Origin of the sequence: Glycocaulis sp. (genome assembly GCF_051859565.1) — a bacterium.
Lineage (GTDB): Bacteria > Pseudomonadota > Alphaproteobacteria > Caulobacterales > Maricaulaceae > Glycocaulis.
In genome coordinates, this window is the sequence record NZ_JBHYFK010000005.1 from 1 (window position 1) to 14,509 (window position 14,509).

Annotated in this window: 8 protein-coding genes; 4 read left to right on the plus strand and 4 right to left on the minus strand. The window is 63.5% G+C overall.

Annotated features, from left to right (window positions below):
• The 3 genes from ACTIGC_RS08245 to ACTIGC_RS08255 all read right to left on the minus strand — a co-directional run.
• On the minus strand, positions 1 to 737 hold a 737-nt coding region (locus ACTIGC_RS08245; protein ID WP_439633945.1), incomplete at its 3' end, for a tryptophan halogenase family protein.
• Complete coding sequence (locus ACTIGC_RS08250; protein ID WP_439633946.1) at positions 734 to 2,212, minus strand: tryptophan 7-halogenase; 1,479 nt, start codon at positions 2,210 to 2,212, stop codon at positions 734 to 736. The genes ACTIGC_RS08250 and ACTIGC_RS08245, both read right to left, overlap by 4 nt.
• A gap of 3 nt (positions 2,213 to 2,215) precedes the next feature.
• Positions 2,216 to 3,739 carry a tryptophan halogenase family protein gene (locus tag ACTIGC_RS08255; protein ID WP_439633947.1) on the minus strand — a complete coding sequence of 508 codons (1,524 nt, stop codon included), beginning with the start codon at positions 3,737 to 3,739 and terminating at the stop codon, positions 2,216 to 2,218.
• 369 nt (positions 3,740 to 4,108) lie between these two features.
• Here ACTIGC_RS08255 and ACTIGC_RS08260 point away from each other — a divergent pair, with 369 nt between their 5' ends.
• From ACTIGC_RS08260 to ACTIGC_RS08275, 4 genes are all read left to right on the plus strand, one after another.
• Entirely contained in the window at positions 4,109 to 7,255 is a 3,147-nt protein-coding gene (locus ACTIGC_RS08260; RefSeq protein WP_439633948.1) for a TonB-dependent receptor, read from the plus strand.
• 91 nt (positions 7,256 to 7,346) lie between these two features.
• The gene (locus tag ACTIGC_RS08265) at positions 7,347 to 8,660 is read left to right on the plus strand and encodes a cation:proton antiporter (RefSeq protein WP_439633949.1); all 1,314 of its coding nucleotides are present in this window, start codon (positions 7,347 to 7,349) and stop codon (positions 8,658 to 8,660) included.
• A gap of 4 nt (positions 8,661 to 8,664) precedes the next feature.
• The gene (locus ACTIGC_RS08270; protein ID WP_439633950.1) at positions 8,665 to 9,807 is read left to right on the plus strand and encodes an endo-1,4-beta-xylanase; all 1,143 of its coding nucleotides are present in this window, start codon (positions 8,665 to 8,667) and stop codon (positions 9,805 to 9,807) included.
• Positions 9,808 to 9,842: 35 nt separating this feature from the next.
• Complete coding sequence (locus ACTIGC_RS08275; protein WP_439633951.1) at positions 9,843 to 12,389, plus strand: glycoside hydrolase family 3 N-terminal domain-containing protein; 2,547 nt, start codon at positions 9,843 to 9,845, stop codon at positions 12,387 to 12,389.
• Between the two features lie 172 nt (positions 12,390 to 12,561).
• On the opposite strand, the gene ACTIGC_RS08280 is transcribed toward ACTIGC_RS08275, so the two are convergent.
• Positions 12,562 to 14,391 carry a glycoside hydrolase family 9 protein gene (locus tag ACTIGC_RS08280; RefSeq protein WP_439633952.1) on the minus strand — a complete coding sequence of 610 codons (1,830 nt, stop codon included), beginning with the start codon at positions 14,389 to 14,391 and terminating at the stop codon, positions 12,562 to 12,564.
• Positions 14,392 to 14,509 lie beyond the last annotated feature (118 nt).

Genomic DNA, 14,509 nt, shown 5'->3' on the forward strand with positions numbered 1-14,509 from the left:
ACCGCCCGGTCGCCGGGCAGCCAGTGTGTCCAGTCCTCGTATCCGGCCTGAAGTGTCTGCTCGATCAAAAGGCCTCTGAAGCCCGAGCAGTCGATGAAGAGCTCACCTTCCACGCGCTGGCCGCTTTCCAGCTCGACGCTCTCGATGAAGCCGTCCTCGCTGCGCTGGTGGACCTTTACGATCTTGCCTTCCTGGCGCTTCACCCCGCGCGCTTCGGAATAGCGGCGCAGGAAGCGCGCATAAAGCGAGGCATCAAAATGATAGGCCCATTGAAGCTGGGTGACAGGATTGCGGTGTTGCGGGGCGATGCCGCCAAACCGGTTCTGGCAGGCTGCCGTGGCGCACAGATTGTACTCGGCGAAATCGGCCGCCCGGCCGAGGCCGTGAAGCTTCAGCCAGTACTGATGGAACTTCACCGCATTCATGTCCGCGCCGAATGGGCCGAACGGGTGGATGTAGCGATGGCCGGGCCGGGTCCAGTCTACGAACTCGATGCCGAGCTTGTAGCTGCCTTGCGTGGCTTTCAGGAATTCGCGCTCATCAATCCCCAGCACTTCGTTGAACTGGCGGATGGGCGGGATGGTGGCTTCGCCGACGCCGACAATGCCGATCTCGTCGGATTCGATGAGCGTGATCTCAGTGACACCATTGGCGATGAGGCGGGAGAGGGCGGAGGCGGCCATCCAGCCCGCCGTGCCGCCGCCGACGATTACCACCTGCCTTATGGGCGCGCTCATGAGCGGCCCCCGTGCAGCTGGGCCAGCATGTCGCCATGGGCTGGCAGGCGCTGGGCTGTGTTGGCGACAAGCTGGCGGATATGCTCGCATCGCTGCTTCAGCGCGGTCTGGTTCAGGCCGTTGGCCAGCGGATCATGGTCGCGCGGCTGAACCCTGGCGGCGATGAAGGCGGCAGCCCACATCGCCTCGTCATAAAGCCCGTCCTCGCTGCGCGGAATGCGGCCTCTGGCGTCAAAGAGCGCCCTGTGGCGGGCAAACTCTGCAGAACGCTCCAGCGTGCGGGCGGCCTTCCAGGGCGTCTCTGTACGCGTCTGGGCGGTGTAGAAGAGGGCTGCCAAGTCGCGGGCCGAGCCGGTCTCGGCGGCGAAGACGCGGTTGTATTCGCGCGCTTCCACCCCACCGCCATCCCTGTGCGGGACAAGTTTCAGGAAGCGCAAGGCTGCACTGGCGGCCAGATGGTGCTCGGCGCTAGCCGATGGGTCGGGGACACAGGCGGCCGCGCCGATGGCGAGGCAGTTGACCTTCCACGGCGTCTCCCGCCTGCCGGGATTGAAAGCGGACACGTCCGCCTTGCCGCCCAGGCGCGTTATGGCGTTGGCGTCGTCCATTTCGCTCGAGGCGAAGATGAGCTGGCTGGCCATGACCCCGTAGAGCGGCACGCTGCGCTGCCAGCCTCCGCTCAAAGCCTCATTGCGGGTCAGGGGGGCAGGCGGGACGCTGTGATCGGCGATGGCACTGGCGATCCGGTCGAGGCCTGGCACCGCCCAGCTTTCCCATGCCACGCCCAGCACGCCCGATATCAGCGCCGCGCGCTCACCCGTGGCATCGATAAAGAGGTCAGCGCTGATCTTGCGGTTATCGGCCAGCACGGCGGCGCATAGCCTGCCATCTGCACCGCGGTCTGCCGATACCACACGGCCTTCGACTGTCTGCACACCGGCCTTCAAGGCTGCGTCCCGCAGATGCCGGGCATAGCCCGCAGCTTCCAGATGGAGGCCGAAAGCGAGTGTCGAAAGTATAGAGGCCGGGTCCGGTGAGGGCGGCGCAAACCGCCCGAGCCGCGCCGCTTCTCCGGCCAGCGAGAAGCCAGCGAGGTCCATATCGGGCACGCGGGTGCCCAGCCGCAGTAATTGCTGGTGGAAGCGCACGGGGCCGAGATCCGCTCCGGTATCCCCATAGGGCAGGATCGCCGCGCCGCCGGATGTCCAGCCGGTATAGCTCTCGCCCAGCTTGAAGCTGCCGCGTGCCGCCCGCAGCGCCGCGATGTCATCAACGCCTAGCGCATGATGGTGGTCCTGAACGCCGGGCAGGGTAGAGAGCGCGAGGGTGTGACCGCCAAGGCTCTCATCCACCCCGTCATCAACCACGCTGATCTGCGTGCCGAGGGGGAGAAGCGTGCGCGCAGCGGCCAGCGCAAACATCCAGCCTGCCACCCCGCCGCCGGCAATGAGGATATGTGCCGGTCCGCCGCTCATCGTTCAGCTTGCCGCGCTTGCAGGTGGACGGGTCATGCCGATGGCAACCCCGTGATGAGGCAGGGTTTCAGCGAGTGCCGCGATCTCGGTCTTCATGCGGGTAAAACGTGCCCGCGCTGCGTCTTCCGGTATGGCGTGCGCCAGCGGGTCGAAACGCCTCGGCAGGATACGCTGGCCGATATAGACCGCGATCCAGCTCGGCGGCAGGAAGACACCGTATTCATAGGAGGTGGGTACGCCGCGTTCGCGGAACAACTCCATCTTCCATGTGAGCGAGTCCGGAATATCCATGGTCCGGCAATAGTCCCAGAAGGGCGTGTCGTCCCGTTCGGTCGCGTGATAGTGCAGGATCAGGAAATCGCGAACCCGCTCGTATTCCATGCTCATGGAGCGGTTGAACTCTTCCGCGTCCGCCGGATCCCACGCGCCGGTGGGAAAGAAGTCCAGCAGATAGCCGAGCGCCACCTGGATGAGGTGGATGGAGGTGGATTCCAGCGGCTCAAGGAAACCGCTGGCAAGGCCTATCGCGACGCAGTTCTTGCTCCATTGCTGGCGGCGCTTGCCGGTCAGGAAGCGCAGACGGTTGGGCTCGGCGAGTGCCTCGTTCTCCAGCGCGTCCATCAGAATGTCTTCTGCGCGCGCATCATCCATGAAAGCGCTTGAGTAGACATGGCCGTTGCCGACACGGTGCTGCAGCGGAATGCGCCAGCACCAGCCGGCTTCCTGCGCGGTGGCGCGGGTGAAGGGCGGCAGCTCGTGCGTGGAGGCGCTCGGCAGGGCAATGGCGCGGTCACAGGGCAGCCAGTGTGACCAGTCCTCGTACCCGGCTTTGAGCGCCTGCTCGATGATCAGCCCGCGGAAGCCGGAGCAGTCGACGAATAGATCGCCTTCGATGCGTTCTCCGCTCTCCAGCGTGATGGCCGTCACGAAGCCGGTCTCCCCGTCCAGAGCAACATCCACGACGCGCCCTTCGGTACGCTTCACGCCGCGCGCTTCGGAAAAGCCGCGCAAAAAGCGCGCATAGAGAGCCGCGTCGAACTGGTAGGCATAGGAGAAGGTGGACAGGAGCGAGCCCATATCCGTCGTTGGGCGTGCAAAGCGCTCGCGCCGCGCCATCTGGATCGGCAGGGAATAATCGTCGATCGGCCCCATGGCCGCCTCGCCGCCCAGCCTTTGCCAGTGATGGTGGAAGCCTACCGTGTCGTCCGGATGGCCGTAATCGCCGAAGGGGTGGATATACCTGTCGCCTTTGCGTGCCCAGTTGCGGAACTCGATACCTAGCTTGATCGTGGCCTTGGTGTCTTTAAGGAAGCCCGCCTCATCAATCCCGAGCGTCTGGTTGAAATGACGGATATGGGGCAGGGTGGATTCACCGACTCCGACAGTGCCAATCACCTCCGATTCGACCAGTTCGATCGCGATTCCGGTGCCTTTCAGGCTGTGCGAGAGTGCAGCGGCCGCCATCCAGCCGGCGGTGCCGCCGCCGACAATGAGGACCTTTGATATCTGCCTCCCCGGCGTACTCATGGGCGTCGCCCTTATCTAATTGTCTGACAAAGCTATGCGTGTGCCAGTCTTTGCCGGGCATCCTATTCACGCTTGCGCGATGCGGTCAACGCAGGGCGGCTTGGTCGCGTGGCGGGTTTGCGATGCCAGGCGAAATTTTTTGTTTGGTAGGACGGAAAGGGTTGCAGGTGGACCAATGTTGCGCTACGGGTTTATTAATCAGACATAAGCGCCAAACCAAAATGGTAGCGCTAACATAAAAAATATAAACGAACATAAGGGGAGGGAAGTCTGATGTTTGTATCGTTTGAGGAGAAGTGCGTCCGCCGTCAGCTGTCCACGCACGAGCGCTTGTTATCGGGCGCGTCGGCCATTGTGTTGGCGGCTTGTATGTTTACCGGGCCGGCCCTGGCCCAGGTCCAGGACGAGGAAGATGATGGCGCCGAGGCCTCAACGGCCGAAGTGATCATCGTCACGGGCTTTCGTGCCAGCCTGCAGACCTCGCAGGATATCAAGCGCGACTCGGAAGTGTTCGTAGACTCGATTACCGCCCAGGACATCGGCGCTCTGCCGGATCGTTCCGTCACCGAGGCGCTTCAGCGTGTTCCCGGTGTGTCGATAGACCGCTTCCAGGCGGGCGTGGACCCGGATCACTTCTCGATCGAGGGCAGCGGTGTGGTTGTCCGCGGCCTGACGTGGGTCCGCTCGGAACTTAACGGGCGCGACACGTTCAGCGCCAATAATGGCCGGATACTCAGCTTCGCCGATGTGCCGGCCGAACTCCTCGGCGGCGTCGATGTGTTCAAAAACCAGTCCGCCGATATGGTCGAGGGCGGCATTTCGGGCAGCGTGAACCTGCGCACCCGCGTGCCGTTTGACTCATCCGGGCGCATGATTGCGGCCTCTGTCGAGGGTAGTTATGGCGACTTCTCGGAAGAGTGGAAGCCGACCGTATCCGCGCTGTTTTCTGATCGTTGGGAAACCGCAAATTCCGGCGAGTTTGGCTTTCTGATCAATTATGTGAACTCGCAGCTCAGCGCGCGCAGCGATGGCCAGCAGATTTCCAATTTCGGCCAACGCACCCTTTACGATAATGGTGACGTGATCAATGACGGCTCGGCCTCGCCGGTCGGTACGGTCTGGTTCCCCCGGGGTGCGGCGTTCCGGACTCAGGATTTCGAGCGCGAGCGTGAAGGCATCGGTGCGGCAGCTCAGTGGCGCAGCCCGGACAGGACCATTGAGGCGACCGCGCAGTTCCTTCGTTCGGACTCCCGGCAGGCCTGGACCGAGCACGCGATCGAAATCGCGACCGACAACGTGGCCGATCAAGGCGACTCCCGTGCCTTCCCCGGCACCACGCTTTCCTTCGGCCCGGACGGCGTGTTTACGTCCGGCCTGATCACAAGCGATTATACGGGCTGGCGTGACGGTCAATTCGACGGGCCAGGCTCACGCGGGGTGCGTACGCCGGGCTGGGGCCTGCAGAGCAATAATATCCGCAGGGACCAGCAACAGCAGTATGTAACGACCGACTACGGGTTCAATCTGCGCTGGGCGCCGGAAGGGCCTTGGTCGTTCAACTTCGACTTCCAGCGTGTCGAGTCTTCGGTTGACGTACTCGACTTCACTCTCTGGAACTCCACATATCAGGATGCCGAGATCGAGCTGCGCGGCAGCGGGATTCCGGTCGTACGCTTCCACAATCCCGGCAGATTTATAGCTCCAGGAAATCCTGGCGAGGCGCCTGCCGGTGTTCCATGCACGGTTACGGCCAATGACTGCCCGGATTACCCCGGTCACACCAATCTGAGTTCACCGGCGGCGACATTCACCCGCTCGGCCATGGATCATATTGAACGTAGCGAAGGCACGCTCGACGCCTTCCGGTTCGATGCCCAGTACGACTTCAATCATAACTGGCTGCAGGCGATCCGGTTTGGCGCCCGGCGTTCGATCCGCAACCAGACGACCCGGTTCTCGGAGTATAACTGGGGTGTCATCTCCGAGCAGTGGGGCAGTGGCGGCCCGATCTGGCTGGACGGGAATGTACCCGGTCTTGGTAATCTCGCCGATTATCACAGCCCGTTCGGCTTCGATAACTTCATGCGAGGCAAGGTGCCGGTGCCGACGGGCGATCAGCCGCGTCTGTTCTGGAACAGCAATATCGTCCAAGACTACCAGCGCATGATCGATTATGCGCGCGGCGTGAATGACTCATGGCGTCCTGACACGGCTTGCGGCCAGCCGCAGAACTGGCAGCCGCTGCATCTGCGCTGCGGTGTAGGCGCGGACTCGCCCTTCCAGTTGCAGGAAATCAACCCGTCACGCGAGCAGACCGATGCGCTTTACGCCATGGTTCGCTACGGTGCCGACTTCAATAATGGCGCCAGGCTGAGCGGCAATTTCGGGGTGCGTTATGTGAGCTTCGACCGGACCGCGAGCGGCTGGCTGTCATTCAACCAGCAGGGCTTCCTGTCCGACGCGGAATGCGCAGCCCAGGCGGCAGATCCCAACCAGACTCCGTCCACCTTCTGTCAGCTTGACCCGCAGGTGAGAGCCGACGCCCGGGCATTTGCCAATGGTACGCTAGAGGCTAATGACGCGAGTTACACGGATGATTTCTGGCTGCCGAGCCTGAATGCGGTGCTGAGGCTTGAAAACGGCTTGCAGTTCCGTCTCGGCCTCTCGCAGGCGCTAACATGGCCGGATATCGGTCTGACCCGGAACTTCTATAATATCGAGCTGTCCACCAATGCTCAGGATATCATAGATGGCCGGCCCACGGGGCGATTCAATGTGGGTAATCCTAACCTGCGCCCGATCCGCTCAGACAATTTCGACCTGTCCGCTGAGTGGTACTTCGCCGATGTTGGCTCGCTCACCCTGTCGCTCTTCTACAAGCGCCTGCACGATGTCCACACAAACGGCACCGAGCGGTTGGCCTTTACCAATAACGGAGCAACCTTCGACGCGGTGGTAACCACCCCCGTCAACTCCGACAGCACCGGCACGGTGCAGGGCTTCGAGATCGCTTACCAGCAGGTCTATGACATGCTGCCAGCGCCGTTCAACGGCCTCGGCATTCAGGCGAACTACACCTACGTGGACTCCTCGGGCGTGAGCCAGTCCACCCTGTCGGCGACCGACCCGGATGTCTCGGCTGGCAATGTGGCCAATGTAGATACGTCCCGCTTGCCGCTGCAGGGTCTGTCGGAGCACACGGCCAACTTTGCAGCCTTTTATGAGGGCGAACGCTGGTCGGCGCGTCTGGCCTATGCCTGGCGGTCGGACTTTGTGGTGACGGTGCGCGACGTAATCGTGCCATACGCGCCCATCATCCAGGAATCCACGGGTCAGCTTGACGGGTCGATCTTCTTCTCCGTCAACGAAAACGTGCGGATTGGCGTCCAAGGCGTGAACCTGCTCAACGAGGTTACGCGCACCAGTCAGGTGCTCGACAATAACCTGCTGACCGCTCCGCGGTCCTGGTTCATGAACGACCGGCGCTACACCTTCGTGGTTCGCGCCAGCTACTAAGAGGTCTCCTCCTGGTGGGCGTGTGGTCAGAGGCTTGCCTTGGACCACACGCCTTCTTCTTCTCCATGAAGGCAAAAAGGGGTGAGGAATAATGAGTGCAGCAGAGCTCAGCGTAATCTTTTTCGCCCAGCTTGCTGTGATCATTGCGGCCTGCCGGGCAGTGGGATGGTTGGCGCGCCGCTATCTCGGCCAACCCCAAGTCGTTGGCGAGATGATTGCGGGCATTATTCTCGGACCGTCCCTGTTCGGTCTGTTCCTGCCAGAGTTTCAGGCGGTCATTTTTCCCGAAGAATCCCGCAGCATTCTCTATGCCGGAGCGCAGCTCGGCGTCGGGCTTTACATGTTCCTTGTCGGTCTTGGCTTTCAGAGCGATGAGTTTCGTGCCCGAGCGCGCAGCGCTGCAGCTGTCTCGTTGTCCGGCATCGCAGCGCCTTTCCTTATCGCCGTGGTGCTGACGCCGTGGCTGATGGAAGTCCCGGGCCTGTTTTCGGACAGCGCCACGCGGCTGCAGGCGAGCCTCTTCATGGGCGCGGCCATTGCTATCACGGCCTTCCCCATGCTGGCCCGCATCATTCATGAGCGCGGCCTGTCCGGCACGCCGCTTGGAACGCTCTCACTCTCATCGGGTGCCATTGGCGATGCCGCTGCGTGGATCGTGCTTGCCATTGTCGTTGCCAGCTTTGGCGGGGGTATGGGCGCGGCGTGGATCACAATTGCCGGCGCGATTGCCTTCACCGTTTTCATGGTCACGCTTGCGCCGCGCCTCCTCGCCCCGCTCGGCCGTATGGTGGAACGCGAGGGCAAGGTCAGCCACGGCGTGCTGGCGATTACGCTGGTCCTGTTCCTGCTGGCCGCGTTTGCGATGGATGCAATCGGTATTCATGCAGTGTTTGGCGGCTTCCTTCTTGGGGCGGTGATGCCGCGCGGGCTCTTTGCTGCCGAGATACGCCGCCTCCTGGAGCCGGTAGCGGTGGTGCTGTTCCTGCCCATGTTCTTCACCTATTCAGGCCTGCATACGCAGCTGACGCTGGTGAGCAGCCCGGAGCTGGTCCTGATCGCGATTGCGGTGCTGGCTGCCTCCGTTCTGGCGAAGTTCGGTGCGTGCTGGGCGGCGGCACGCCTGACCGGTCAGGATAATGCGACCGCCCTTGGCATTGGCGCGCTGATGAATGCGCGCGGGCTGATGGAGCTTATTATAATCAATATCGCCTTGCAGGCGGGCATTATCGGCCCGGCCCTGTTCTCCATTCTCGTCCTGATGGCAGTGGTGACCACACTGATGGCCACGCCGCTTTTCGAGTGGGTGTACGGGCGCAAGGCAAGAGAGGCGGGCCGTCTTGGCACGCTGGAAGAGGGGAGCGGTACTGACCCGGTGCCGCCAGAGAAGAAGCAGCTTGCGGAGTGATATCATGCTGACGCGTAGACAGACCCTGGCCCTTGGCGCGGGCGGACTGGCGGCCATGGGGGCACCGGGCCTCGTCATGGGCCGCGAGGATCGCGGACCGTCCCTGCACGAACTGGCTCAGGCCAAGGGGATGCGTTTTGGCAGCGCCATCGGGGTAAGCCCTCCGGGCACAGTTTCGGGGGCTTTCCATGATCCGCAATACCGCCAACTCCTGATCAATGAGTGCGGCGTTCTCGTCCACGAGAACGAGCTGAAATGGTATGTCGCGCGCCCCGATGCGCAGACATTTGATTTCGAACGCGCCGACATCATCATGGATTTTGCTGAGGAAAACGGCATGGAGATGCGCGGGCACACCCTGCTCTGGCATCACACGGACTGGTTCCCGGACTGGATCAATAATCACGATTTCGGTTCCCGCCCGGCGAGTGAAGCCGAGCGCATGCTGACTGAGCACGTGCGCACACTGGTGGAACGCTACAAGGGCCGCATCTACTCGTGGGACGTTGTCAACGAGACCATCGACGAGGCTGGCCGCTTCCGCCAGACTGCGCTGTCACGCTATCTCGGTGAAGAGGTGATCGATCTCGCCTTCCACGTCGCCAAGGAGGCCGATCCGGACGCCGAGCTGCTCTATAACGACTATATGAGCTGGGAGGCGGGCTATGAGCGCCAGCAGGAGGGCGTGCTGCGCCTTCTGGAGCGCCTGAAAAGCCGCGGTGTGCCGATCGACGGGTTGGGCGTGCAGAGCCATATCGGTTCTGGCAACTATGATTACTCCACCGGCTTTGATACCGCGCGTGAGGACACGTGGCGGCAGTTCCTCGATGCGGTGGTCGCTCAGGACTTGAGCCTCTCGATCACCGAGTTTGACGTGCATGACAAGAATTTGCCGGCCGATATCGAGACACGTGACCGCGAGGTAGCCGAGCTTGCGCGGCGCTATCTGGATATCATGTTCTCCTATCCGCAGACCAAGGACTTCCTCGTGTGGGGGATGGCCGATCAGTATTCCTGGTATCAGGAACACTGGGTGCGTGAAGACGGGGTGGCCAAGCGCCCGACGCCCTACGATTCCAATTTTCAGCCCAAACCTCTGCGTCAGGCGATCGCCGACGCGCTGATCGCGGCTGCACCAAGGCCGTAAGGCCCGCTGGAAAACAGAAGATGGGGAGGAATGTCATGGGCTTGAGAGATACGGCCGCGCTGGCGGCTTTGCTGGGTGTGATGGGGCTGGGGGCTTGCGAAGAGCCCGCCGCCGAGACGGTGCAACAGGCAGCGCTGGATGCTGACGCAGGCGCCGCAGAGCGCGGCGTGCTGGTGGATCTGCCTCCCGACGCGCGTGCCAATCCGGCTGTCTGGCCGCGTTCGGCAACGCCTGCGGCGATCACGGATGACGCCACAGAAGCCTTTATCGACTCCTTGCTTGCCGAGATGACGCTGGAGGAGAAGGTCGGCCAGACCATCCAGGCCGACATCTCTGCCGTTACGCCTGAAGACATGGCCAATTATCCGCTGGGATCGATCCTGGCGGGGGGCAACTCCGCGCCCGGCGGCCGCAACTGGGCCGGGCCTGAAGACTGGGTGCAGCTGGCGCGTGACTTCCGCGCGGCGGTCGAGGCGCGTGAAGGCGCGCGTATCCCGCTGATCTTCGGGATCGATGCCGTGCATGGGCACAATAATGTCATCGGCGCGACCATCTTCCCGCACAATATCGGCCTCGGCGCAGCCCGGAACCCGGAGCTGGTGGGCCGCATCGCGGAAGTAACGGCGCTCGAAGTCGCCGCCACGGGCGCGGACTGGACGTTCGGCCCGACGGTGGCCGTACCGCGCGATCTGCGCTGGGGGCGCACCTATGAGGGCTATGGCGAGGATCCCGAGATCGTCGCGAGCTATGCCGGTCCGGTCACGCTGGGACTGCAGGGCGAGCTGCGCGCGGGCGAGGTGCTGGGCGTTGGCCGCATTGCCGGGTCGGCCAAGCATTTCCTTGCCGATGGCGGCACAGTGGACGGGGTCGATCAGGGCAACGCCCCGATCTCGGAGGAAGAGCTGATCCGCGTACACAATGCGGGCTATCCGCCGACCATTGATGCGGGCGTGCTGACCGTCATGGCTTCCTTCTCCAGCTGGAACGGGGTAAAGATCACCGGCAATCACACGCTTCTGGATGATGTGCTGCGCGGGCCGCTGGGCTTTGAGGGCTTTGTCGTCTCTGACTGGAATGCGCACGGCCAGATTCCCGGCTGCATTAATGAGAGCTGCCCGGAAGCCTTCAACGCCGGTATCGACATGTTCATGGCGCCCGATAGCTGGCGGCCGCTTTACTACAACACGCTCGAACAGGTCCGCTCCGGCGCGATCACGATGGAACGTCTGGACGAGGCGGTGCGCCGCATATTGCGGGTGAAAATCCGTGCAGGACTGTTCGAGACCGAACGCCCGCTGGAAGGCCGCTATGACCTCATCGGCGCGCCGGAACACCGCGCTGTTGCCCGCGATGCGGTGCGTCAGTCGCTCGTGCTTCTGAAGAATGATGGCGTCCTGCCGATCCGTCCCGACGCGCGCGTGCTCGTCGCTGGCAGTGCGGCGGACAATATCGGCCAGCAATCAGGCGGCTGGACACTGAGCTGGCAGGGTACCGGGACAACCAATGCCGATTTCCCCGGTGCCACCTCCATCTGGGGCGGCATCGAGGAGGCCGTGACAGCAGCGGGCGGCACCGCCGTGCTGAGCGCTGACGGCAGCCATGACGAAGCGCCTGATGTCGCCATCGTGGTGTTCGGCGAGACGCCCTATGCCGAGTTCCAGGGTGATCTTGATCATCTGGCTTTCGCTGACCCGGAACCCTTGCGCGTGCTGCGTTCCCTGCAGGAAGCGGGCATTCCGACCGTCTCGGTGTTCATCTCGGGCCGTCCCATGTGGACCAATCCGGAGATCAACGCCTCCAACGCCTTTGTCGCGGCCTGGCTGCCGGGCAGTGAAGGCGGCGGCGTGGCCGATGTTCTGATCGGGGATGAGGCGGGCGAGGCACGGTATGACTTTACCGGCACGCTCTCCTTCTCCTGGCCGCGCCATGCGCTGCAGGCACCGCTGAACCGGGACATGGCAGATTACGACCCGCTCTTTGCCTACGGCTTTGGCCTGACCTATGCCGACGATGGCGCGCTGGACGTGCTCTCTGAAGAGTCCGGCGTGTCCGGCGATGCCGCCAATCCGGACCGGTATTTCGTCGAAGGACGTTTCATCGCGCCTTGGTCGCTTCTGCTGCGTGACGAGGGCGGGGACAACCGTCCGGGCCTTGCGCCATCGGGTGAGAGCCCGCGCGGGGCCGTGGCCATGCGCACTGTTGATGGCTCGGCGCAGGAGTCCGCCCGCGCGCTCGCCTTCACCGGCCCGGCCCGTGCGCTGGCCTGGGGCACGGCGGTGGATCTCACCCGTCAGGCCAATGGCGAGATGGCACTGCTCCTGCGCTACCGCGCCGATAGCGCGCCGGAGGGGCGTGTGTGGCTGGGTGTGGGCGAGGCGGAAATCGACCTCACGCCCTTCATGGGCGAAACCGGAAGCTGGCGCGAGATCAAGGTACGCCTGTCCTGCTTCCGCGATCTGGGCACCGTCATCAACGCCGTGGAGGAGCCTTTCTCCCTGCGCGCCGATGGCCCTGCCACGATCAGCTTTGAAACCGCGCGCCTTGCCTCCAATGAGGGCGACGCCATCTGCCCGGCGGAGTAGAGGTTCGAGTTTTCCGGGTGTGGTTTCTCCCCCCGCTTGCGGGGGGAGTGCCGCGAAGCGGCGAGGGGGGGATTGTTCCGAATAGCTCCCCCCTCCGTCAGCTACGCTGACACCTCCGCCGTAAACGGGGGAGGACATCTCTCTTGCCGGAATGACGTGTGGGGGCGCCCTCTCACTGCGCGTCCAGCCAGCCTGCGACCCAGAAGAGCGGCGCGTTCCAGTTAATCGCCACCTCGTTCATGGCGTAGGAGTCGATATGGTCCGCCCAGCAGGCCTGCGGCGCGCAAGCGCCGCGCATTTCCTGCGCGATCGGGTCTGACATGTTCTGATCGTTCGGCCCGCCTGAGAGAATGCCCGCTGGCGGCAGGGGGAAGGCGGGGTCTGCGGCATGCGCCCAGAAGCGGTGATGCGGGTTGCGCATGGGCCGCGCGCCATAGCCCGACACATAGGACTGATCGAGCGCGTTGCGCCCTAGAATATAGTCCATCGCATCGACCACCGCCTCGCGATAGCGCGCCTCGCCGGTGATCTCGTGCGCGAGCGCGATAATCACCGCGCGGTTGAGCAGATTTGACGTCGATCCCCAGACATAATCGCCGGGGCCGAAGGGGATGGCATAGCCTTCGCTGTCCCGCACGGCGAGATACTGGTCCGCCGCTGTGACGAGATTGATGCGGGCCGTCTCGCGTTCTGCATCGCTGAGACCCGTCTCCACCGTAGCGAGCGTGATGGTGCCGAGCGCACCGACGCTCGGCCAGGCAATGCTGCCTGTGGGCGAGCCTTCAACACCGGGCGCGCCCAGGAAGTGCGGCGAGGCGCGCACATCATCAAGATAGCGCTCTTCGCCCGTCGCCGCGTAGAGCTCTGCGGCGGCCCAGTAGAACTCGTCCCTCACATCGGCGTCACCATACCCGCCCCCGCCATCGAACGTGCCGGGGGTGTAGATGGCCGGATTGGCGAGCGCGGCGTCATAGGCGCGCATCGCGGCGGCAAGGGCGCGGCTTGCGTATTCGGCGTCCACATCGGCCCAGGCCCGTGCGCCGATGGCGGCCGCCGCGGCGAGATTGAGCGTGGCTGCTGTGCTGGGCGGGTAGAGATAGCGCGGCACATCATCGGTGTGCGGCGCGTAGGGCAGGGGCGTCCACACCTCGTTATGGGTCTTGTGGTGGGCCATGCCGGAGACGTCGGTAACCGTGAAGACCAGCCCCTCGCGCGAGGTCAGCGGGCCCACCGGCATGTCCATGGTCACCCCTTCGGGGATCTGCATGGCCAGCATGAAGTCCAGATTCCAGCGTATCTCGTCCAGGAGGTCATTGACGCCATTGCCCGCCTCCGGAATGGGCAGTGTGCCATGGCCATAGGCCGCGCCAAAGCGCGTATAGGCATCGAGCAGCGTCCACACCGTGATGCCGCTATTGACCACGTACTTGCCGTGATCGCCCGCATCATACCAGCCGCCGGTCACGTCCAGCGAATGATCACAGCCCGTCCAGTGATTGCCCGCCATGTCCGCGCCGGAAAAGCAGGTCAGCAGCTCGTTTTCGTGTGCGGCGGGACGGGCAAGGTCTGGCCGCTCCACATTGCGTTCCTCAATGGCGATCCCGGCCCGGTTCTGGTGGAAGAGGTTCAGCGAGTCCCGTGCGAGGTCATGCCAGGGCCGCTCTGATACCGCGAACGGGCGGCTCTCCTCGCCGTTGACGATCAGGCGGTAGTTTTCGCCCGCCTCAATCGCGCCGGAGAAGCTGATCTGGTGGACGCTCTGGCCGGAGGATTCATCCGCCCCGAACGGCGCCGTCTGGCCTTCGGCCATTACCGCGCCGGAGGCGTCTACAATCTGCCAGGCAAGCGGCGTCGAGGCGTCCGAGACAAGGATGGCGCGCTTGTGCCCGCCTGCTTCAAACCCGATCTGGCTGAAGCGTAGTGCGCCCGGCTCATCGGCGATGGCAGAGCCCGCCAGCAGCGCGGCGAGGCCCGCCCCGGCAAGCATGGAAAAGCGTGTCATGTCTCGTCCCCCCTTTTATCAATTCGTGGCCTCGCCTTTGACGGGACTGCCCCTCGCTGGCGTGCCAGTTCTTCCTGGCTTATTGTTAGCGCTAACATAAACGTTGACAGGGCAAAGC

Coding starts and splice junctions, on each gene's coding strand:
- ACTIGC_RS08260 (WP_439633948.1), top strand. CDS start 4,109: ATGTTTACCGGGCCGGCCCTGGCCCAGGTCCAGGACGAGGAAGATGAT.
- ACTIGC_RS08280 (WP_439633952.1), bottom strand. CDS start 14,391: ATGACACGCTTTTCCATGCTTGCCGGGGCGGGCCTCGCCGCGCTGCTG.
- ACTIGC_RS08270 (WP_439633950.1), top strand. CDS start 8,665: ATGCTGACGCGTAGACAGACCCTGGCCCTTGGCGCGGGCGGACTGGCG.
- ACTIGC_RS08255 (WP_439633947.1), bottom strand. CDS start 3,739: ATGAGTACGCCGGGGAGGCAGATATCAAAGGTCCTCATTGTCGGCGGC.
- ACTIGC_RS08250 (WP_439633946.1), bottom strand. CDS start 2,212: ATGAGCGGCGGACCGGCACATATCCTCATTGCCGGCGGCGGGGTGGCA.
- ACTIGC_RS08265 (WP_439633949.1), top strand. CDS start 7,347: ATGAGTGCAGCAGAGCTCAGCGTAATCTTTTTCGCCCAGCTTGCTGTG.
- ACTIGC_RS08275 (WP_439633951.1), top strand. CDS start 9,843: ATGGGCTTGAGAGATACGGCCGCGCTGGCGGCTTTGCTGGGTGTGATG.